18 protein-coding genes and 1 pseudogene are annotated in these 19,448 nt (G+C 48.1%); 17 read left to right on the plus strand and 2 right to left on the minus strand.

Translation table 11 applies throughout. From position 1 onward, the window contains the following. Positions 1-207 precede the first annotated feature (207 nt). The 9 genes from skT53_RS02930 to skT53_RS02970 all read left to right on the plus strand — a co-directional run bounded on the left by skT53_RS02930 (position 208) and on the right by skT53_RS02970 (position 8,562). Entirely contained in the window at positions 208-1,053 is an 846-nt protein-coding gene (locus tag skT53_RS02930) for an MIP/aquaporin family protein (RefSeq protein ID WP_200759690.1), read from the plus strand. Positions 1,054-1,081: 28 nt separating this feature from the next. Then, positions 1,082-2,749 carry a propanediol/glycerol family dehydratase large subunit gene (locus tag skT53_RS02935; RefSeq protein WP_200759691.1) on the plus strand — a complete coding sequence of 556 codons (1,668 nt, stop codon included), beginning with the start codon at positions 1,082-1,084 and terminating at the stop codon, positions 2,747-2,749. Continuing rightward, a complete protein-coding gene (locus skT53_RS02940) occupies positions 2,749-3,342 on the plus strand; it encodes a propanediol/glycerol family dehydratase medium subunit (RefSeq protein WP_200759692.1) in 594 nt (197 codons plus the stop codon). Before skT53_RS02935 ends, skT53_RS02940 begins: the two co-directional genes overlap by 1 nt. A gap of 11 nt (positions 3,343-3,353) precedes the next feature. Next, complete coding sequence (locus skT53_RS02945) at positions 3,354-3,776, plus strand: diol dehydratase small subunit (protein ID WP_200759693.1); 423 nt, start codon at positions 3,354-3,356, stop codon at positions 3,774-3,776. A 3-nt stretch (positions 3,777-3,779) separates the two neighbouring features. Further along, positions 3,780-5,615: a diol dehydratase reactivase subunit alpha gene (locus skT53_RS02950; protein ID WP_200759694.1), complete on the plus strand. Its 1,836-nt coding sequence runs from the start codon at positions 3,780-3,782 to the stop codon at positions 5,613-5,615. Next, entirely contained in the window at positions 5,612-5,947 is a 336-nt protein-coding gene (locus tag skT53_RS02955; protein ID WP_200759695.1) for a glycerol dehydratase reactivase beta/small subunit family protein, read from the plus strand. Before skT53_RS02950 ends, skT53_RS02955 begins: the two co-directional genes overlap by 4 nt. 33 nt (positions 5,948-5,980) lie before the next feature. Continuing rightward, positions 5,981-6,394 carry a GlcG/HbpS family heme-binding protein gene (locus tag skT53_RS02960; RefSeq protein WP_200759696.1) on the plus strand — a complete coding sequence of 138 codons (414 nt, stop codon included), beginning with the start codon at positions 5,981-5,983 and terminating at the stop codon, positions 6,392-6,394. A gap of 161 nt (positions 6,395-6,555) precedes the next feature. Continuing rightward, positions 6,556-7,776 (plus strand): sensor histidine kinase, encoded by a 1,221-nt coding sequence (locus skT53_RS02965; protein ID WP_200759697.1) that lies wholly within the window; start codon positions 6,556-6,558, stop codon positions 7,774-7,776. 33 nt (positions 7,777-7,809) lie between these two features. Then, the gene (locus tag skT53_RS02970; protein WP_226375408.1) at positions 7,810-8,562 is read left to right on the plus strand and encodes a response regulator transcription factor; all 753 of its coding nucleotides are present in this window, start codon (positions 7,810-7,812) and stop codon (positions 8,560-8,562) included. A gap of 155 nt (positions 8,563-8,717) precedes the next feature. On the opposite strand, the pseudogene skT53_RS02975 reads toward skT53_RS02970, so the two are convergent. Further along, positions 8,718-9,806, minus strand: a pseudogene (locus tag skT53_RS02975) (YeiH family protein). A gap of 247 nt (positions 9,807-10,053) precedes the next feature. On the opposite strand from skT53_RS02975, the gene skT53_RS02980 reads away from it, so the two are divergent. The 6 genes from skT53_RS02980 (at position 10,054) to skT53_RS03005 (ending at position 15,596) form a co-directional block, all read left to right on the plus strand. Then, positions 10,054-10,332 carry a UxaA family hydrolase gene (locus skT53_RS02980; protein ID WP_200759699.1) on the plus strand — a complete coding sequence of 93 codons (279 nt, stop codon included), beginning with the start codon at positions 10,054-10,056 and terminating at the stop codon, positions 10,330-10,332. Between the two features lie 2 nt (positions 10,333-10,334). Then, positions 10,335-11,486, plus strand: a complete 1,152-nt coding sequence (locus skT53_RS02985; RefSeq protein ID WP_318978588.1) for a UxaA family hydrolase — start codon at positions 10,335-10,337, stop codon at positions 11,484-11,486. Positions 11,487-11,496: 10 nt separating this feature from the next. Beyond that, positions 11,497-12,537 (plus strand): Ldh family oxidoreductase, encoded by a 1,041-nt coding sequence (locus tag skT53_RS02990; RefSeq protein WP_200759701.1) that lies wholly within the window; start codon positions 11,497-11,499, stop codon positions 12,535-12,537. 6 nt (positions 12,538-12,543) lie between these two features. Beyond that, positions 12,544-13,236 (plus strand): FadR/GntR family transcriptional regulator, encoded by a 693-nt coding sequence (locus skT53_RS02995; RefSeq protein ID WP_200759702.1) that lies wholly within the window; start codon positions 12,544-12,546, stop codon positions 13,234-13,236. 21 nt (positions 13,237-13,257) lie between these two features. Next, complete coding sequence (locus tag skT53_RS03000; protein WP_200759703.1) at positions 13,258-14,217, plus strand: hydroxyacid dehydrogenase; 960 nt, start codon at positions 13,258-13,260, stop codon at positions 14,215-14,217. A gap of 107 nt (positions 14,218-14,324) precedes the next feature. Further along, positions 14,325-15,596, plus strand: coding sequence for an MFS transporter (locus skT53_RS03005; protein WP_200759704.1), 1,272 nt, complete (start codon positions 14,325-14,327; stop codon positions 15,594-15,596). A gap of 120 nt (positions 15,597-15,716) precedes the next feature. On the opposite strand, the gene skT53_RS03010 is transcribed toward skT53_RS03005, so the two are convergent. Continuing rightward, positions 15,717-16,484: an alpha/beta fold hydrolase gene (locus skT53_RS03010; RefSeq protein WP_200759705.1), complete on the minus strand. Its 768-nt coding sequence runs from the start codon at positions 16,482-16,484 to the stop codon at positions 15,717-15,719. A 213-nt stretch (positions 16,485-16,697) separates the two neighbouring features. Between skT53_RS03010 and skT53_RS03015 the strand changes: the two genes are divergently transcribed. Together skT53_RS03015 and skT53_RS03020 are read left to right on the plus strand one after the other, a co-directional pair. Next, positions 16,698-17,735, plus strand: a complete 1,038-nt coding sequence (locus tag skT53_RS03015; protein WP_200759706.1) for an LLM class flavin-dependent oxidoreductase — start codon at positions 16,698-16,700, stop codon at positions 17,733-17,735. Between the two features lie 514 nt (positions 17,736-18,249). Continuing rightward, a complete protein-coding gene (locus skT53_RS03020) occupies positions 18,250-19,446 on the plus strand; it encodes an LLM class flavin-dependent oxidoreductase (RefSeq protein ID WP_226375409.1) in 1,197 nt (398 codons plus the stop codon). The last annotated feature ends 2 nt before the right edge of the window (positions 19,447-19,448 follow it).

Here is a 19,448-nt window from a genome sequence, read left to right on the forward strand (position 1 = left end):
GTTTTACGGTTTTTTTAAACTGTTCACAAAAGTAAGAAAAATGCTACTATGTGTAATTTGTGTCTAGGTACATAAAGAGGGCCGAAATTTATAATGGCTTTGTGAAGTCGGAGGGGGGAATTTCCAAAAGATTATCGGTTAACTCCAGTGTAAGGATTCCAGTCGTTTTGTTGGGGTGACTTAAAAAAATGGAAAGGAGGTTTCCCGGTGAACGGATTAAAAGGAGAGCTTACGGCAGAATTTATTGGGAGTTTTATTCTTATTTTTGTCGGCGCAGGATGTGTAGCTGGCTTTGTTTTAAATGGCGCGCAATATGGCATGTGGGAGATCTCAATCGTTTGGGGACTGGGTATCAGTATGGCTCTTTATCTGACAGCAGCCATTTCCGGAGCGCATATTAACCCGGCTGTTACGATTGCATTGGCGGTTTATCGCGAATTTCCCTTGGGAAAAGTGTTGCCTTACATCATGGCGCAAATCGCAGGCACCTTCACCGCCGCAGCTGTGGTTTATGGATTGTATCGCAACGGGTTTTTGCAATACGAAGCGACTAAGGGAATTGTCAGAGGAAGTGCGGAAAGCCAAGTCACCGCCAGCATATTTTCTACCTATCCCGCCCCCTACTTAAGCGTTGTGGAAGCCGCAATCGTGGAAATCGTGATCACCGCTTTTCTGGTTGCCGCCATATTTGCCTTTATTGACGATCGAAACGCATTTGCCCCGTCCAAAGCGTTGTTTCCCCTGGCGGTGGGGATCTTGGTAGCGGTGATCGGCGGTTCTTTTGGTACGCTGACCGGATTTGCCATGAATCCCGCTCGCGATTTTGGCCCCAAATTGTTTGCCGCATTAGCCGGCTGGGGGAAGGTGGCTCTGCCCGGGCCGCACGGATATTTTTGGGTTCCCATTATCGCGCCTATCGTGGGAGCCCTTATAGGGGGAGGGGCGTATGATCTTTTCATTCGCCGGTTTCTGCCTGTAGACAAATCTGTAACAGAAGTTGACAGCGTTCAGAAAGGGACGGATGTTTCTGCAGAAAAAGGATTTAGTGTTTAAATCATCCGAAAGAAGAGGGGTGTTTTCTATGCGTCGCTCAAAAAGATTTGAAGTTTTGGAGAAAAGAGCAGTCAATCAAGACGGGTTTGTCAGAGAATGGCCGGAAATGGGGTTTGTAGCCATGTCAAGCCCGAACGACCCTAAGCCCTCCATTAAAGTAAAAGATGGAAAAATAGTGGAAATGGATGGCAAGCAAAGGGAAGAGTTTGACATGTTGGATCAATTTATTGCGGATTATACGATCGATGCTGCTGTTACTGAAACGGTAATGGCCATCGACAGCTTGGAGATCGCACGCAAAATGGTCGATATAAATGTCCCCCGTTCAGAAATTTTGGCGCTGTCAAGAGGAATGACGCCTGCTAAAGTGGTAGAGGTGCTGAACCATATGAATGTCGTCGAAATGATGATGGCTCTGCAAAAAATGAGAGCGAGAAAGACGCCCTCCAACCAATGCCATGTAACGAACGTCCGCGACAACCCGGTATTGATGGCAGCAGATGCGGCAGAAGCGGGACTCCGGGGATTTGACGAACAGGAAACAACCGTTGGAGTTGTTCGTTATGCCCCCTTCAATGCCTTAGCCTTGCTGATTGGCTCACAAACAGCCAGAAATGGAATCTTGACGCAGGATGCGCTTGAGGAAGCGACTGAACTGCGGATGGCTATGCTTGGACTGACTTCCTACGCCGAGACGATTTCCATTTACGGTACGGAAGCTGTTTTTGTGGACGGAGATGATACTCCTTGGTCAAAGTCGTTTTTAGCTTCCGCATATGCGTCCCGGGGTGCGAAAATGCGCTTCACTTCCGGCACCGGTTCGGAGGTTCAAATGGCCGGGGCGGAAGGGAAATCGATGCTGTATTTGGAAATTCGCTGCGTGATGATGGCCAAAGGAGCGGGCGTGCAGGGGCTGCAGAACGGTTCGATAAGTTGTATCGGGGTTCCGGCGGCGGTTCCGAGCGGAATTCGTGCCGTATTGGCGGAAAATCTGGCCACGACAATGTTTGATCTTGAAGTGGCTTCCGGGAATGACCAAACCTTCTCGCATTCTGAAATCAGGCGAAGTGCGAAAATGTTATGTCAAATGTTGCCTGGCACCGATTTCATTTTTTCCGGTTATAGCGCCGTACCAAACAGCGACAACATGTTTGCCGGTTCCAATATGGATTCCTCTGATCTTGATGACTATCTGATTATTCAGCGGGATATGATGGTCGACGGCGGATTGAAACCGGTAGATGAAGCGAGTGTCATTGAAATCAGATACCAGGCAGCGAAAGCTTTGCAGGCTGTGTTTGAGGAAATGGGTTTCCCCATGATCACGGATGAGGAAGTGGAAGCGGCAACCTACGCCAACAGCAGTGACGATATGCCTCCGCGAAATGTAGTGGAAGATCTGAAAGCAGCGGAGCGGATTTTGCGGGAAGGAATTACGGGTTACGATATTGCGCTTGCTCTCGCTAAACGTGGGTACAGACAGACGGCGGAACGGATTTTTAATATGCTAAGGCAAAGAGTGGCAGGTGATTATTTGCATACGTCGGCCATCATCAATAAGGAGAATGTCGTAATCAGCGCGGTGAATGATGAGAACGATTATGCGGGTCCGGGAACAGGTTACCGCATAAGTCCGGAAAGATGGGAAGAAATCAAAAATATCCGCCAGGCCATCAGTCCAAAAGATTTTGATTAATGGAGGAACCAGACATGACGATCACCGCTTTTACGGTAGAAATGAAGTTGACGGAAGTCGGCAGCGCAAGCAAGGGAACGAATCCGCGCGAAGTCGTAGTGGCTGTCGGTCCTGCTTTTGGCAAAGAAATGAACAAGACCATCGTCAAAGTCGACCATGCGGCTGTATTGCGGGAAGTGATTTCCGGCATCGAAGAACAAGGGGCCTTTCCCAGGATTATCAGAAGCGTGCGCACGGCGGATCTGGCCTTTATGGCCCATGAAGCGGCCAAATTAAGCGGTTCGGGAATCGGGATCGGGATACAGTCGCGAGGGACGACCGTGATTCATCAACGGGATCTGGATCCTCTAAGCAATCTGGAACTTTTCCCGCAATCGCCGTTAATTACCTTGGAAACGTATCGGGCGATCGGGCGTAATGCGGCGATGTACGCCCTGGGAGAAAGCCCCAACCCTGTTCCGGTTGTGAACGATCAAATGGCGCGTCCGAAATATCAGGCTGTAGCTGCCATTCTATATTTAAAAGAGTGTCAGTCACTTGTTCCTGATGCGAAGCCGATTGAATTGACAGCCGAATTTTTTATAAGAGACTAGGAGGATCTAGGATGGAAAAGTTGACAAGAGAACACTATCCGCTTGGTATAAAACGTCCCGAAGTATTGTTCACGCCGACTGGAAAAGCGTATAGCGATTTGACATTGGATGCGGCTCTGAAAGGGGAGATCACCAGTTCGGATTTGCGGATCAGTCCTGAGACGCTGCTTATGCATGCCGAAATCAGCGAAAGTTTAGGCAGAACCCAATTGGCGAAAAATTTTCGCCGGGCGGCTGAATTGATCGGAATTTCCGATTCCCGCATCTTGGAAATCTATAATGCATTACGGCCAAATCGTTCTACAAAGGAAGAGCTGCTGGCAATCGCTCACGAACTGGAGGAACAGTATGGAGCATTTGAAAACGCAGAGCTGATCCGCGAGGCTGCAGAAATTTATGAAAGGCGTGGCCGGTTGCGAAAAGTTGAGGGCTAACTTATGGTGAATCGAATTGTGGCTGGTGTGGACATTGGCAATTCATCGACTGAAGTGGCGATCGCTCGCATCGAGGGCGAAACGATTCAATTTTTCTCTCAACATTTGGTGAAAACAACCGGTATAAAAGGGACTGTCGAGAACGTGAAGGGGATTCGGCTTGCTTTGCAGGAAGCAGCCAAAAAAGCCGGACTTGATTGGAAGCAAATTGATCTTATACGACTGAACGATGCCGTTCCGGTCATTGGTGATCTTGCCATGGATTTGATTAGTGAGACGATTATTACAGAATCTTCCATGATTGGCCATAACCCGGATACACCAGGGGGAGCCGGATTGGGTATCGGTCTCACGGTTTTGATCGATCAGATCTTTGATGTAGCGGAAGAAGAACAGGATTACATTGCGGTCGTACCCAAAGCTTTTGATTACGAATGGGTTGCCAATCGTTTGAATCAAGCGGAAATGCAGGGAATATCCATTACGGGGGCAATTGTTCAGAAAGATGACGGGGTTCTGATATACAACCGACTGCATAAGAAGATTCCTATTGTGGATGAGGTTTCTTTAATCGAAAAAGTACCTCTGCTTAGGCTCGCTGCTGTTGAAGTGGCTTTACCTGGACATGTCATTCGGAGCTTAAGCAACCCTTACGGGCTTTCTACCGTTTTTAAACTGGATCCGGATCAGACGATACAGATTGCACCGGTTGCCAAAGCGTTGGTTGGCAATCGGTCCGCAGTCGTCATCCGTACACCGCAAGGCGAAGTGGTGGAACGAAAAATTGAAGCAGGCCGGATGATTTTGATCGGTCTCCAAAATCGGCTGGAAGTATCGATCAACGATGGGGCAGAAACCATTATGAACGCTTATGAAAAATTGGGCAAGCTGCTCGATGTTCAGGGGGAAACAGGAACGAATGTCGGCGGCATGTTAAATGGCCTTCGACAGGACTTGGCTGAATTGACGGGTCAATCCCCAAATGAAATCTCCATCACAGATTTTCTGGCGGTTGATGCGGGCATCCCTACCTCCATCAGCGGTTCAATGGCCGGTGAACTGTCTATGGAAAGCGGTGTTGCTTTGGCTTCTATGGTAAAAACAGATCGAGTTCCCATTCAGAAGGTGGCCTCCCTGTTGTCGGAAGAAATGGGAATTGCGGTAGAAGTCGGTGGAGTAGAAGCGGAGATGGCCATTCGCGGGGCCTTGACCACGCCGGGAACAAGAAAGCCGATTGTGATTCTTGATATGGGTGGTGGTTCGACTGATGCGGCTATGATGGATGAAACCGGGAACATTACCTCTACGCATTTGGCCGGGGCGGGAGATATGGTAACGATGCTGATCAATTCCGAACTGGCTCTGGGCGACAGGGAACTGGCAGAAAAAATTAAGAAACATCCATTGGGCAAGGTACTCAGCTTGTTCCATATGCAGTTGGAAGATGGGACGATGATGTTTTCCGAAACTCCTTTTCCTTCCTATACATTCGGAAGGGTAGTCATCCGGGAAGAGAACGAGCTTATACCGTTAACCATTCGCGCTTCCATGGAGAAGATTCGAGAAATCCGCCGCAGTGCCAAAAGAAGGGTGTTTGTTGCGAACGCCTTACGCGCCCTGAAGCGGGTGAGTCCTACAGGAAATTTAAAGCATTTGTCTTTCGTCGCCATGGTAGGCGGTTCTGCACTGGATTTTGAAATTCCGCAAATGTTAACAGAGGAACTTGGCAAATACGGAATTGTCGCCGGTTTTGCCAATATACGCGGAACGGAAGGTCCGCGCAATGCGGTAGCAACCGGTTTGGTGCTTTCCTCCGTAAAACACGGGGTAACAAAATGAACAAACGTGAAATTTACATTCCGATTTTATATGAAAAGAGTGTTCCATTCGAAGTTTTAAAAGAAATTTGTGCCGGACTGGAAGAAGAAGGAGTTCCTTTCCGTCTGGTGCAGAGGGAGCAAGATCTTGGGCTTGTTGCACTTGGCGCTGTGGCAGCTTCCATGTCTCCGCTGCATGTGGGCATAGGAGTTGATAGCAATGAGGGCTTGTGCCTGCACCACGACAAATTGAGAGCAGAGGAACCCTACCTGCAAGACAGGATTGAAAACGGGCGCCGGTTAGGTAAAAATGCAGCCCGTTTGGTCAAAGGGTTACCGTTATATTGTTCGTAAATCTATTCTTCGTAAAGAAAGGATTGAGGAGCAATGAGTCGGATTACATTAGAATTAGCCAAGAAAATGATTGAAAACGCGGAAAAAGAAGCAAATCAAATAGGAGTCCCCATGGTAATCTGCGTTGTGGATGAGGGAGGAAATTTTATAGCCTGTCACAGAATGGACGATGCGTTCTTAGTCAGCGTTGATATCGCCCAAAACAAAGCCTGGACAGCGGCAGCCATGAAAATGTCCACAGCCGATTTGGCACGGGTAGCTGGTCCGGGGCAAGAACTTTATGGAATCAATACGACAAACAATGGACGTATTGTGGTATTCGGCGGCGGAATTCCGCTGCGCAAAATTGGTCAAATCGCCGGCGCGGTTGGTGTGAGTGGAGGGTCAGTAGAACAGGATGTTCAGGTGGCGCAAGCTGCTGTGAAGATATTCGAGGATTTTGAATGATCAATCCGGTATAAACTTCGACTCGACTTTCCAAAACCCTTGGTACCACAATCTTGGCTCGTCCGGGCTGGTACCAGGGGTTATCTATACTGGGCAAGTAGTAGGTTATTTTTCGAAAAGAATCGAATATTTTTACATAGTGGTAAAATTGGAGGGATACTATGACCGTATTTGCATTGCGCAATATTGTAAATGTGGAGACTCTCCAGGAGATACAGGATCGCTTTGCCGAAGCTACCGGATTGGCGGTTGTTATTGCTGACGAGCAGGGAATACCCGTTACAGTGCCCAGTAACTTTACTAATTTTTGCTCGTATATACGTTCTTCCGAGGAAGGATTGCGACGTTGCATGTTATCGGATGAACGAGTGGGGATCATGGCGGCCAAACGTGGAAAGCCTGCTATTCATCGCTGCCATTCGGGGCTTGTTGATTTGGCCGCGCCGATCATTCTTAATGACAAATATCTGGGAGCGGTTCTGTGCGGCCAAGTACTGATTGAAGATCAAGATAAAGACAGGCTTGAACAGATTCGGCGAAATACCAGGAATCTGCTGGTCGATCAGGAACTTCTGCATCAGTATTTTGGGCAAATTGAATTTACCGGTCAAAAACGGGTCGAAGCGGCGGCAGAAATGCTTTATCTGGTGGCCAATTATATTGTGAAAATGGGAGCGACTCACCTGGCCCGCGAGGAATTAGACGAGAAGAATCAGAAGTTGATGGAAGAATTGCAGATTCGCGCTCAATTGGAGAAAACTCTGCAAGAAACGCAGCTACGAGTACTGCAATCGCAGATTAATCCCCATTTTTTATTTAATACGTTGAATACGATTTCGCGTCTCGCTTACCTGGAAAATGCAGAACAGACCCAAAGTGTAACGTACTCTTTAGCCAAAATATTGCGATATAGTTTGCGCAATATCGATCAGCTTGTAACCTTAAAAGAAGAATTGGAACACGTTACCAACTATCTGAATATTCAGCAATCTCGTTTCCGTGATCGAATTCAATATGAACAAACCCTGGAACTGGATGTTGAGTCAGTGAAAATTCCAATCCTGTGTATCCAGCCCATTATTGAGAATGCGATTGTACACGGTTTTGAGCCGCAGGAAGGAAGTGTGAAGCTCACACTACGGGCATTTACGATTGGTCATAAGGTTGTTATCGAGATTTCTGATAATGGGATTGGCATGTCTGAGGAAAATTTAGTATCCATATTTTCAGAGAAAGAAACAAGAGGCGGCCATACAACGGGTATTGGAATTAAGAATGTTCATAAACGAATTCAACATTGTTTCGGACCGGATTATGGTATTACGGCGATTAACAGTGAAATGGGAGCAGGAACAACCGTTCAGATCACTATACCTCTATAAGGTCTGGCGAGGAGGTGTTTTCGCTTGAAATTGATGATTGTCGATGACGAACAGTTGGAGCGAGAAGTGTTAACGATGATAATCAAGAGGCACAACTTTGGGGTAAGTCAATTTTTTGAGGCGCAAAATGGTGCAGATGCTGTAACCTTAGCTAAACAGGAGCAGATGGACCTGGTGCTGATGGATATTAAAATGCCTGTGATGGATGGTCTTACGGCTGCCGAGATAATCAAGCAGGAGATTCCGCACTGTCGGGTTGTTTTTCTTACAGCTTATGATGAGCGTGATTTTGTAGATCAGACGATAGGCGCGGATGATTATTTGTTAAAACCGGCTCATCCTGAAGACATACGACAGGCCTTGATTAAATATATACCGGTAGTAAGTGATGCAAATTCCCAATACCCGGAAATGACTTCCGAACACGATGATATCTCTAAAACAGTGGAATATATAGAACAGAATCTTCATAAAGAGTTAAATTTGGAGATTTTATCCGGGTTCGTTCATCTGAATGGGCAGTATCTCAGCAGGCTGTTCAAGCGGAAAACGGGTTTTACCATTACTCAATACATTACAATGCGTCGGCTGGAGAAAGCCAAACATCTGCTCGATCATACAACGCATACGATTTCGGAAATTAGCGACAAATGCGGTTTTACTGAGCCGAACTATTTTGCAAGAGTTTTTAAAAAAAATGAGGGAGTTACCCCCTCACAATATCAGCAGCAAGCGATCGCTGCAAGAAAGAAAAAATTAAATTCATTCGGCAGATTTTTGATGTAAAATCCTTTTTACTTTTTCATTGGGACTCCAACAATCGAATCGATAGTTTGGCTTTGTTCGATAACCGAGCCGTAAACATTGATAATCCACTTTTTTGCCATATTCTTTCAGGATTTTATAGTGCTTACAGCTAGCGCAACAATGGTATCTGTCATTCAACGTTTCCATGCCGGCACTCTTTTATTATCCAATCCATAGCGATTGACTTCAAAAATAATCACGGTTGTTTCCCTCCAAGTGGGTTGCAGTATAGAACCGAGAAACCCGCTGAAGATCGCTTTGATGCCCAAACGTCTTAACACGGCAATGTCAATGCCGAGTCCGAGTCCAGCCATCGCCATGGCCATCAGAAAATAAGAGAGGTTTACAACACCCGACGTAAATGCCGTCGAGAAAATTCCGAGCGAGTTGATACCGCTGACGGCCAAAAAACCGAGCACAAACCAGGGGATAGGAAGAGCTTTGAGCGAGAGCCCCCTGTTCTCCTTTTTTTGTTTCGAACGGCTCGACCGGTTGACTACGATTCCAATTACAATGGCGGCTGGGAGAAGGAGAGCCACACGAGTCAATTTCACGACTACAGCCATGTCAACCGCTGTTGAACTGACGGGGGCGGTGGCCGCCACAACGTGGGCAATTTCATGCAAAGTCGCACCGGCAAAAAAACCGAAAGCTGCATCACTTAGGCTCAGTATAGGAAATAAAAGCGTATAGCTGATGGTGAAAATGGTTCCCAAAATCGCAACAGCTGCTACGGCGACCGCAATCTCCTCATTCCTGCTCTTTAACTGCGGCGCCACCGCTGCGACTGCTGCCGCCCCACAGATTGCTGTGCCCACGGCGGTAAGCATTGCGAGCCCTTTTTCCACTTGAAACATTCGCGAAATCCAATAAACGGCCAAAATCGCAAACGCAATGTTAACGGCAGCTACTACCAGTACTTTCGGTCCACATGAAAGATGTCAAGCAGGTTTAGCCGCATGCCAAGCAGAATGATCCCGATCCGCAAGAGCGTTTTTCCCGAAAAACGAGATACCCACCTGTGCGGTCTCCGGTATCCCCATGATGGCTCGCCACGCAATGCCCAACAGTATGGCGATCACCAGTTGCCCCATGATCGATAGAAAAGGCAAGGTAACGAGAACTTTCGCCACGATAGCGAGAACTATAGTCAGAAAAATTCCCTGCAGCCAACCAGGGGAAATCAGACTTTTCCTCTTTATTCCAAGCACCGCGTATTCCATGATCAGGCTCTCCCTTCTCTTTTCGTTCTACCCCTAGAATACTTCGTCTTGAAACAGTAGAGAAATTAGGATCTTTTATTGAAAAGATAAGAAAGGGTAATTCCAGTTAACACCGTGTGAATTTCGGTAATTATTTTCAAACAAAAATCCCTGGGACCAGGTTCTCCGCGTTCTATTTTTGATATTCCCACATAATGTTAAGTATGTGGTATTACCACACACCTATTATCAAAAAGGGGGACTCAGGATGCACAAGTTTCTTATCCATAAGAGAGGGGACCATATCGGGGTCGCCACGCAAGATATTGCAAAAGGGGAAACTGTCATCGGGGTACATATGGACGATGACAGTACAGTGGAAGTGCAAGCAAAGGGAAATGTTCCGCTCGGGCATAAAATCTCGATTGTATCGCTGCATGAGGGGGCGCAGGTAATCGAATACGGACACCAGATTGGATTGGCAAAATCGGACCTTGTGCCCGGCGATTATGTCCACGTTCACAATATCAAGAGCGCGAGGTGGTAATCATGAGCCAATTATTCGGGTATCGTCGCCCTAACGGAGCCGTTGGAATTCGCAATCATGTAGTGATTATTCCGGTAGATGATTTATCAAACGCGGCCTGTGAGGCGGTGACGAAGCAGGTGGTGGGCACAATCGCGATTCCTCACCCCTACGGACGTTTGCAATATGGAGAAGACTTGGAACTGCATTTCCGAACGTTGATCGGAACTGGGCGCAATGCCAATGTGGCGGCTGCAATCGTGATCGGAATCGAAGAAAACTGGGCGAAAAAAATCGCGGACGGCATTGCGGAAACAGGCAAGCCGGTTGCATACTTCGGCATTGAAGGGCACGGCGATTTGGAAACCGTGCGCAGAGCCAGCTGGAAGGCGAAAGAATTCGTGCAATCTGCCAGTGAATGCGTAAGAGAGGCGATTGAGATCAAAGAATTGATTGTCAGCATCAAATGCGGCGAAAGTGACACCACTTCCGGATTGGCTTCCTGCCCAACAGTCGGGGTTGCAGTGGACCGTTTGGTCGATGCCGGGGCTACGGTGCTGTTTGGCGAAACATCCGAACTGACCGGCGGCGAGCACTTGATTGCGGAACGGATGGCAACTCCGGAGTTAAAGGACAAATTCATGAAAACGTATAATGACTATGTTTCTTTTATTGAAGCCCAGGATGCAGACCTGTTGGGCAGCCAGCCGACACAGGGAAACATTGCCGGCGGACTGTCCACCATTGAAGAAAAGGCGATGGGGAATATCGAAAAAACAGGAACGTGCCCGGTAGTCGGAGTTCTCAAACCGGCAGAAGCACCTGACGGGCCGGGCCTGCATTTTATGGACACCTCGTCTGCAGCGGCCGAATGCATCACACTGATGGCTGCCGCTGGAGCCGTGATCCACTTTTTCCCGACTGGACAAGGGAACATTGTGGGCCATCCGATCGAACCAGTCATTAAAATATCAGCGAATCCAAAAACGGTAGCCGGAATGAAAGAACATATTGATCTTGATGTAAGCGGACTGTTGTCACGGGAGTTGAGCCTGTCTACCGCCGGTGACGCCTTGTGGGAGATTATGGAGCGGACGATTAACGGCCGCCTTACATCGGCGGAAGCACTCGGACATCGTGAATTTGCCTTAACCCGTCTGTATCCCAGCGCGTAGGCCGACTCGCATGCGGTACCACTGGAATGAACTTCAGCAATTGGCAACCGATTGTTTTGTCGCAGTCGGTGTTCCGCCGGAGGATGCGGCGTGGTGTTCAGAAGTTCTGGTACGTGCCGATTTGACAGGAGTTCAAACCCACGGCTTGTCCCGGCTGGCTGCCTATATTCGTGCCATACAACGAGGTATTATCAATCCCCGTCCTCACTTTACCTGGAAAAAAGGGGCTGCGGCCGTCAGCACATTGGACGGTGACAGCGGACTGGGTCCGGTGCTTGGTCGGGCCGCTATGCTGGAAGCCATAAAGCTTGCGGACCAGGCGGGAATCGGGATGGTAACTGTCAGACGAGGGAACCATGCCGGTATCATGTCAGCCTATGTCGATTTGGCAGTTCAGGCAGGGATGATCGGCTGGGCATTCTCCAACGCCCAACCCGCCATATCTCCCTGGGGCGGAAGCAAAGCTTTTTTCGGCACAAATCCGATCGCTTTTGGTTCCCCGTGCCAGGCACATACACCTGTAATCATAGACTTGGCGACAAGTAAAGTTGCCAGAGGCAACATCATTTTGGCGGCCAAAACAGGGGATCCGATTCCTGATGACTGGGCGGTAGATGAGTTTGGCCGACCCACTACCGATGCTGCGGCCGCCCTGCGCGGGGCTGTCCTGCCGATGGCTGGCGCTAAAGGCTATGCCCTCGCTTTGATGGTAGAGATTCTCACCGGGGTTTTGGCTGGAGCGCAAATGGCGCCCCATGTGGGTTCCGTTTATGAAAAGGAGTCCCGGGTACCGGGAACGGGCTTGTGTTTTATCGCCATAAATCCCACGCCTTTTCTCGGCAGTGATGATTTTCTGAGCCGGATGGATCAGCTTGTCGACGGGATTCATCAGGTCCCTCCCGCAGATGGCTGTTCCTCCGTGCGTGTTCCGGGGGAACGGCGCATCCATGCAGAGAGAACGGCGAGACAAACAGGAGTTTTTCTGGAAGAAAGCACCTTGCTGGAATTGAACCAACTGGCGCTAGAATTCGGGATCTCTTGGAGAGGATGACTGGATATGTTTGAACCAATCTCTGACAATACAGCGTTCAGCCAAAAAATCGTCTCACAAATTACAGATGCGATCGTCCGGGGTGAATTGTCCCCCGGTGATCGTCTGCCAACGGAACGGGAATTGGGAAATCAGTTTGGAGTGAGCAGGACTGTCGTCAGAGATGCGATTAAGCTATTGGCGGGCCGAGGAATTCTACATGTCCGACACGGGGTCGGGATCTTTGTCTCGGAGTCCCAAATGGCGTATGCCGAAATGGATGGAGCGCTTTATAACAAAGACAATTCGATTAAAGATCTGTTTGAAATCCGAAAAGTATTGGAATGCGAAACGGTTGTCTGGGCGGCGCAACGTGCCACAAACGCCCAATTGAACCGTTTGCAGCAGATCCTGAACGATGCGTCGGCAAACGTGGACAACCTGACGATTCTTGGGGAACGGGATGCACAATTTCACGTCGGGCTGGCGGAGGCTTCCTGTAATTTGGTTTCGGTCCGTTTGATGCTGACGATGCTTGACCTTCTGTCAGAAAGCCGGATGGAATCGTTATCCATCGAGGGTCGTCCTCAGAGATCGCTGGTAGATCATCAACAGATCCTGGATGCCATTAAACAAAAAGACGGACAGTTGGCGAAACAGCGTATGCTTGCACACCTGACGGGAGTGGAAGAATCCATTCGCTTTCAAATAAAGAAATAAATGGCAAGAGGAGGGGAAAGATTGCCGATTGTAATCACAGAGGATGTGTGGTGGCCGATTCCCGATTGGATCACCTCCAAGTATGAAGTTTTACAGGATTTTACGTTATGGAGCAATCCGGAGCATATTGTGTCAGTAGGGGCAAACGCCGATGCATTGGTGGTCCGCAACAGGACAAAAGTGGACCGGCTCCTGCTGGAAAGTCTGCCCCGCCTTAGAGTAGTCGGTCGATTGGGAGTAGGGTTGGACAATATCGATTTGCAGGCCTGCCGTGACCTGGGAATTGTTGTAGTAGCTGCGAAGGGTTGTAATGCGAATGCAGTTGCCGAGTATGTGATTGCCTGTATGTTTCAACACGCACGCTTTTTGAGTGTATGTGACAGCTGTACACGGACCGGTGTCTGGGACAGACAAAAATGTATGGGGCGCGAACTCAACGGCAAAACATTGGGACTGATTGGCGTAGGCGATATTGGACAGCGCGTTGCGGTCCGGGCAAGAGCCTTGGGATTGCGGGTAATCGCCTACGACCCGTTTTTGTTGAAATCCCATATGCTGGTTCAGGATTTCGCCGTTGAACTCACCCGTCTGCAACTGGTCTGTCAAATGTCGGATTATATATCCGTCCATGTTCCGTTAACGGCAACGACTCGCCATCTGATTACCGAAAACGAACTGGCTCTTTGCAAAAAGGACGCCGTGCTGATCAATACGTCGCGCGGCGGAATTATAAATGAAAATGCCCTCTTTACCCACTTGACCAAACAGCCCGAAAGTTTTGCTTTTCTCGATGTGCGTGAAAAAGAACCTTCTGCAGCTGATGACCCCTTCCTTTTGTTGCCGAACCTATTTTTAACCCCTCATATTGCTGGAATCACGCATGAATCTTCCCAACGGGTCGCAGAACTTGTCCTGGATGATATCGACAGAGTGCTTTCCGGTCAAAACCCGATGGCAGCTGTGGTGTACCCATTGCCCTGAAAAGATCGTTCTCACCTGGTACGTAAGAATTCCTTTCTTCTTTGTAAAGTCATAAACACACGTAGTGTTTGTTTTACAAATATTTTGAAGGAAAGGTGAGGCACGGAATGAAAAACTTTGGCGCGATGAAAATTTGGATTTTGTTCCTCGTGTTCACAGGGACTTTGATCAATGCGATCGACAGGTCGAGCCTTGCAACAGCCAATACTTTTATTGCCAAAGATTTGCACCTGGATATGAGCACCATGGGCTTGGTTCTATCGTCATTCGGCTGGGCTTATCTTCTGTTTAATTTGCCGGCTGGTTGGCTGTGTGACCGATTCGGTACGAAAAAGGTGTACGGGATTGCCGCCTTTATTTGGTCAGTCGCCTCCGCGCTGACCGGATTGGCTAAAGGACTTGGAACGCTGCTTTTCAGCCGTATACTGGTCGGAGTAGGGGAGGCGGCCAATTTTCCGGCAGCAACGAAAGTCATTGCGGAGAATTTCAAAGAGTCGGAACGGGGAACCGCTACAGGCATTTATCTGGCCGGTTTACGGCTTGGTTTTGCATTAACTCCCGGACTGATGGTGGGGCTGATGGTCGCATTCGGATCAAAAGTTCATCCGAACTGGCAAATGGTCTTCTACATCACAGGTCTTGGCAGCCTGATCTGGGTGATACTCTGGTTTCTTACTTTTCGGGAAAACAAACAAACTGCGGTAAAAACAGCAACCGTTGAAGAAAAAGTATCTGTTGCCACTATGCTGAAATTTCGCAACACATGGGCGATTATTTTTATCAAGTTCTTTCAGGATTACCTGTATTACCTGTATCTTACCTGGTTGCCCGGTTACCTGATTTCGGCACGTCATCTCGATCTGAAAAGTGTTGCCTTTTATGCCACGCTCCCCTGGGTTGCAGGCATGTTGGCGCAGCCTGTCATCGGAATCGTGTCGGATAGGCTGGTTAACGCGGGCTACGATATTACCAAAGTGAAGAAAACGTTAATCGTAATTGTTCAAATTATATCTGTCTCTGTAATTGGAGCCGCTTATGCGGAATCGGCAGTAACCGCGGCATGGGTTCTTGTTATTGCCATGGCGGCGGAATCGGCTTCTACCGCCATCTTATGGTCGATCCCACAAGACCTGGCGCCAAAAGGAACGGCGGGGTCCCTGGGCGGTATTATGAACACAGCCGGGGCGGTCGCTTCCATCGTTTCACCTGCACTCACCGGGTATATCGCCCAAAACTTCGGATTTACCGCCGCACTGGTGCTGGGAGGGTGCATGATGGCGGCCGCCGCTGCATCTGTCATATTCTTCTTGGGCAGGATTCGCCCACTCCCGTTTGGGAACGATTTTGTTCAATTGGATGTAACCCAATCAAAGCTGTGACTATCATTTTTTGAAAGAACATGAACAAGGGTTTGAGTTGAAAAATAAACGGAAGGACGCGTGATGGCGTCCTTTTTCATGTAGAAAAATCCTTATCTCGATAGGCCTCTTGTTTTGGAGTTATTTGGTTTCCGCCAGGAACGTTTCGATCGCCCTGTTCACTTCCTGCGGTTTGTCAATCATCACAGCATGACCCCCATTTGGAATCGAGACAAATTGTGCATTGGGGATTATGTCGGCTAATTCTTTGCCGTATTCCGGTTGAATAAGGTGATCATGGTCTCCGTGAATGATTAAGACTGGCTTGTTAAATTTATTCAGTAGGGGTCGATAATCAAACTCCGTTATGGCATGATTGACCAGCAAAAACTGTTCGGGAGGAATTTGTTCCTCAAGTTTAATATATTGGTGTATTTGCTCGTCCGTTGTATCCGGTCCATACAGAAACTCCCTTGAAAAACGGAATCGGGCTTCCAATGGATCTGTTTTCTCTTGAGTATCTGCTGCTTTTGATGTAGCCGCTCCCTTACCGTGGGATTTGGTTGCGATCAGTACAGCTCTCTTGACGATTTCCGGATGCTGAATCATAAGATTCTGAACAATGTAACCACCCATTGAGATTCCTACCACCGTTACTGGCTGTTCGAATAAAGAACAGATTTCAAAAGCATCGTTCGCGTGATCCTGCATAGACAAAACCTCAGGAATCGTAGAAGCGCCATGACCACGGCAATCATATGCAAGGGTGTCAAAACTCCGGCAAAAATGTTGAAATTGATAATTCCATGACTGAAGATTGCTTGCCAAGCCATGAATAAAAACCAACGGTTCACCTTTTCCCTGTCTTTTATAATGCAGGACTATCCCGGTTGAGGTCGTAAAATTCATTGCCGTTTCCTCCTTTGTATTCTATGGTGAAATTATACGAGAACTACGTAATTATAGAAAAGTAATGGAAAATACAACTTGCGAAAGCAAATGGAACACATTAAGAAGAGAATCACCTTGCACTCACTTATTTTGCAAATACAATCTTGGTAGGTATATCCTTATACATATACCTGTCCATTTTCAGTTCGTACGACAGAAGGGGGAAAAAATATGTCCGAAACAAATTCTGTACATAAAAATAAAAAGCGGCTGAGCGATATCCGCTTCTCAGTTCTGGATCTTTCTCCGATCGTGGTCGGTGGCACACCTGCTGACTCTTTCCGCAACAGTCTGGATCTCGCCCAGCACGCCGAGAAATGGGGCTTCCACCGCTACTGGCTGGCTGAGCATCATAATATGACCGGCATTGCAAGTTCGGCTACATCGGTCGTAATTGGATACATAGCAGGAGGCACTTCCACTATTCGTGTAGGCTCAGGCGGGATCATGCTGCCCAATCATGCTCCCTTGGTGATTGCCGAACAGTTCGGTACTTTGGAATCTTTATATCCGGGACGTATTGATCTTGGACTGGGCCGCGCACCGGGTACCGATCAGGTGACCGCCCATGCTCTGCGCCGGGATTTGGGAAGCAATGGCGAGAACTTCCCGGAACAGGTAGATGAATTGCGATCCTATTTAAATCCGCCTGTGGATCCGCGTACCTTGCCTGTACGGGCGATTCCTGGTGAAGGACTGAACATTCCAATTTGGCTGTTGGGTTCGAGTGGTTTTAGCGCACAGTTGGCTGGCGAACTGGGGCTTCCATTTGCGTTTGCGAGTCATTTCTCTCCGAATCATACACTTCCAGCCTTGAAACTGTACCGCAGCAGTTTCCAACCTTCGGAAGTGCTTGATGCGCCTTACGCAATGGTGTGTGTAAACGTCATTGCAGCCGATAGCGATGAAACAGCCAGCTGGCTGGCTACCTCGATGCAACAACAGTTCCTGAATCTGGTGCGTGGTCTCCCCGGTCAGTTACATCCTCCGGTGGAAAACATGGACGAACTGTGGACCGATTACGAGAAGGCTGCTGTCAAACAGCAGTTGCGCTATACATTTGTCGGCGGCCCCAAGGCCGTAGAGGAACAACTGCAGTCGTTCCTGGATGACACCCAGGCGGACGAGATCATGGTCAATGCCCAGATTTTTGACCATCAGGCACGGCTGCGCTCCTACGAAATTGTATCGCAAATTGTCAATCGATAGCGCCCAGAGCTGTCAGAAAATGCCTGGACAGCATAGATTTCCACGTAAAAATCCCTAGGAAGCTCGTTTGGAGCTTCCTTTGTTATTGTTTGCATCAAAATATTTACTTCAACATGGCGTCTCCACTCCATTCATTCTGAAAAGGAACACTGTACTGCGGCAATGCTCAATATATGCCAGACGGGTTTCCAGGGGAGTTATAACAACAAGAGAATGTTGCAGAAATCAGAAATTGTCGCAATAACGCAACAGGACTGAAAAGTCATGCGCCAACGGGGAGAACAAGCCGTAAATAAAGGCGCGGTAACTGAAATCTGTCTCCAGCCTGCAATCCCCTTTATTGGAGACATAGGTGGAAAATAGGGGAAAATGCCATTTTTTCAAAGGATGATGTTGGCATCCGTTTTGCTTATATAAAATGTCAAATCGCCCAAAGTCCAAAAAAGAAGGGAGCTGAACGGGTGATTACATCTTGGGCGTTCGTTTACCGTCAAAGTTTCGAAAAAATCAGGAGGTGTTCCATTTGAAATTTGTATTATTCTATTTGCCGACTGTAGGAACGAAAAAACAGATTGAGTCGAGGATGCTGCCTGGTCAGAATACACAGGCTTACCAAAGTATGCTGTACCAAATAACTGAACAGGTCAAAGCGGCCGACCAATTGGGGTATTATGCGTGTGCTTTTACAGAACACCATTTTCATATTGAAGGGTTTGAAACGTCCAACAATCCGATTCTTCTGAGCCTGTACCTAGGAATGCAGACCAAAAATATTAAACTTGCCCAATTGGCCAATGTTCTTCCTTTCCATAATCCAATTCGTTTGGCTGAAGATATCGCCATGCTGGACCAAATGACCAAAGGAAGGGCGATAGCCGGAATCGCCCGCGGCTATCAGAAACGTTGGGCCGATATATTGGGTCAAGTTTACGGTGTAGGGGCCACGTACTCGGACAAGTCGGAAACGGACGCGAAAAACAGAGCGTTGTTTAATGAACACTATCAAATCATGAAAAAAGCTTGGACTTCGGAAACATTCACCTATAAGGGAGACTTTTGGAACATTCCGCCTGAGAATCTGCAATTCCCGATGGAAGCGGTTCGCGCATTTGGCAAAGGATTGGGCGATGACAATCAGATCAGCGAAATCGGAATTGCGCCGCGTTGCTATCAGAAACCGCATGTACCGGTTTGGCAGCCATTTTCATTCAGTGAGGAGACTTTCCGATTCTGCGCACGGGAACACATTGTGCCATTTATGCTGAATACAGATGATACATCTATCAGCAATCTGCTACGTGCTTATCAGGAAGAAGCAAGCAAGGTGGGACGTGAGCTTGCTCTGGGCGAGAGTGTGGGTGTTTTCCGGGATGTTCTTGTAGCCAAAACCGATGAAGAAGGGAAGCGATTGGCAGCAGGTGGAAACGGATGGGTGTGGGAGAATTGGTTCCATCCTCTGGGATTTGGTGAAGCGCTTCGTAGAGATGGAGAAAAGGGTCAAATCGGTGGGGACTTCAATACACTCTATGATCGCGGTTTCGAATATGTTGGAACACCTGATAGCGTGAATTTTATGATTGAAAAGTTGGTAAAGAATCATAACCCCGAATACTTGCTGATGTGGCAATATCCTGGCTTAGTTCCTCATGAGGACATGATGCGTCATATTGAGATGTTTGCAAGTCAAGTGATGCCAAACTGGGTGGACTAATG

The organism is Effusibacillus dendaii (genome assembly GCF_015097055.1).
GTDB lineage: Bacteria > Bacillota > Bacilli > Tumebacillales > Effusibacillaceae > Effusibacillus > Effusibacillus dendaii.

Excerpts from the sequence above, each read along its gene's own strand:
- skT53_RS02935 (WP_200759691.1), top strand. The coding sequence starts at position 1,082 with ATGCGTCGCTCAAAAAGATTTGAAGTTTTGGAGAAAAGAGCAGTCAAT.
- skT53_RS02940 (WP_200759692.1), top strand. The coding sequence starts at position 2,749 with ATGGAGGAACCAGACATGACGATCACCGCTTTTACGGTAGAAATGAAG.
- skT53_RS02945 (WP_200759693.1), top strand. The coding sequence starts at position 3,354 with ATGGAAAAGTTGACAAGAGAACACTATCCGCTTGGTATAAAACGTCCC.
- skT53_RS02950 (WP_200759694.1), top strand. The coding sequence starts at position 3,780 with ATGGTGAATCGAATTGTGGCTGGTGTGGACATTGGCAATTCATCGACT.
- skT53_RS02955 (WP_200759695.1), top strand. The coding sequence starts at position 5,612 with ATGAACAAACGTGAAATTTACATTCCGATTTTATATGAAAAGAGTGTT.
- skT53_RS02960 (WP_200759696.1), top strand. The coding sequence starts at position 5,981 with ATGAGTCGGATTACATTAGAATTAGCCAAGAAAATGATTGAAAACGCG.
- skT53_RS02965 (WP_200759697.1), top strand. The coding sequence starts at position 6,556 with ATGACCGTATTTGCATTGCGCAATATTGTAAATGTGGAGACTCTCCAG.
- skT53_RS02970 (WP_226375408.1), top strand. The coding sequence starts at position 7,810 with ATGATTGTCGATGACGAACAGTTGGAGCGAGAAGTGTTAACGATGATA.
- skT53_RS02980 (WP_200759699.1), top strand. The coding sequence starts at position 10,054 with ATGCACAAGTTTCTTATCCATAAGAGAGGGGACCATATCGGGGTCGCC.
- skT53_RS02985 (WP_318978588.1), top strand. The coding sequence starts at position 10,335 with ATGAGCCAATTATTCGGGTATCGTCGCCCTAACGGAGCCGTTGGAATT.
- skT53_RS02990 (WP_200759701.1), top strand. The coding sequence starts at position 11,497 with ATGCGGTACCACTGGAATGAACTTCAGCAATTGGCAACCGATTGTTTT.
- skT53_RS02995 (WP_200759702.1), top strand. The coding sequence starts at position 12,544 with ATGTTTGAACCAATCTCTGACAATACAGCGTTCAGCCAAAAAATCGTC.
- skT53_RS03005 (WP_200759704.1), top strand. The coding sequence starts at position 14,325 with ATGAAAAACTTTGGCGCGATGAAAATTTGGATTTTGTTCCTCGTGTTC.
- skT53_RS03010 (WP_200759705.1), bottom strand. The coding sequence starts at position 16,484 with ATGAATTTTACGACCTCAACCGGGATAGTCCTGCATTATAAAAGACAG.
- skT53_RS03015 (WP_200759706.1), top strand. The coding sequence starts at position 16,698 with ATGTCCGAAACAAATTCTGTACATAAAAATAAAAAGCGGCTGAGCGAT.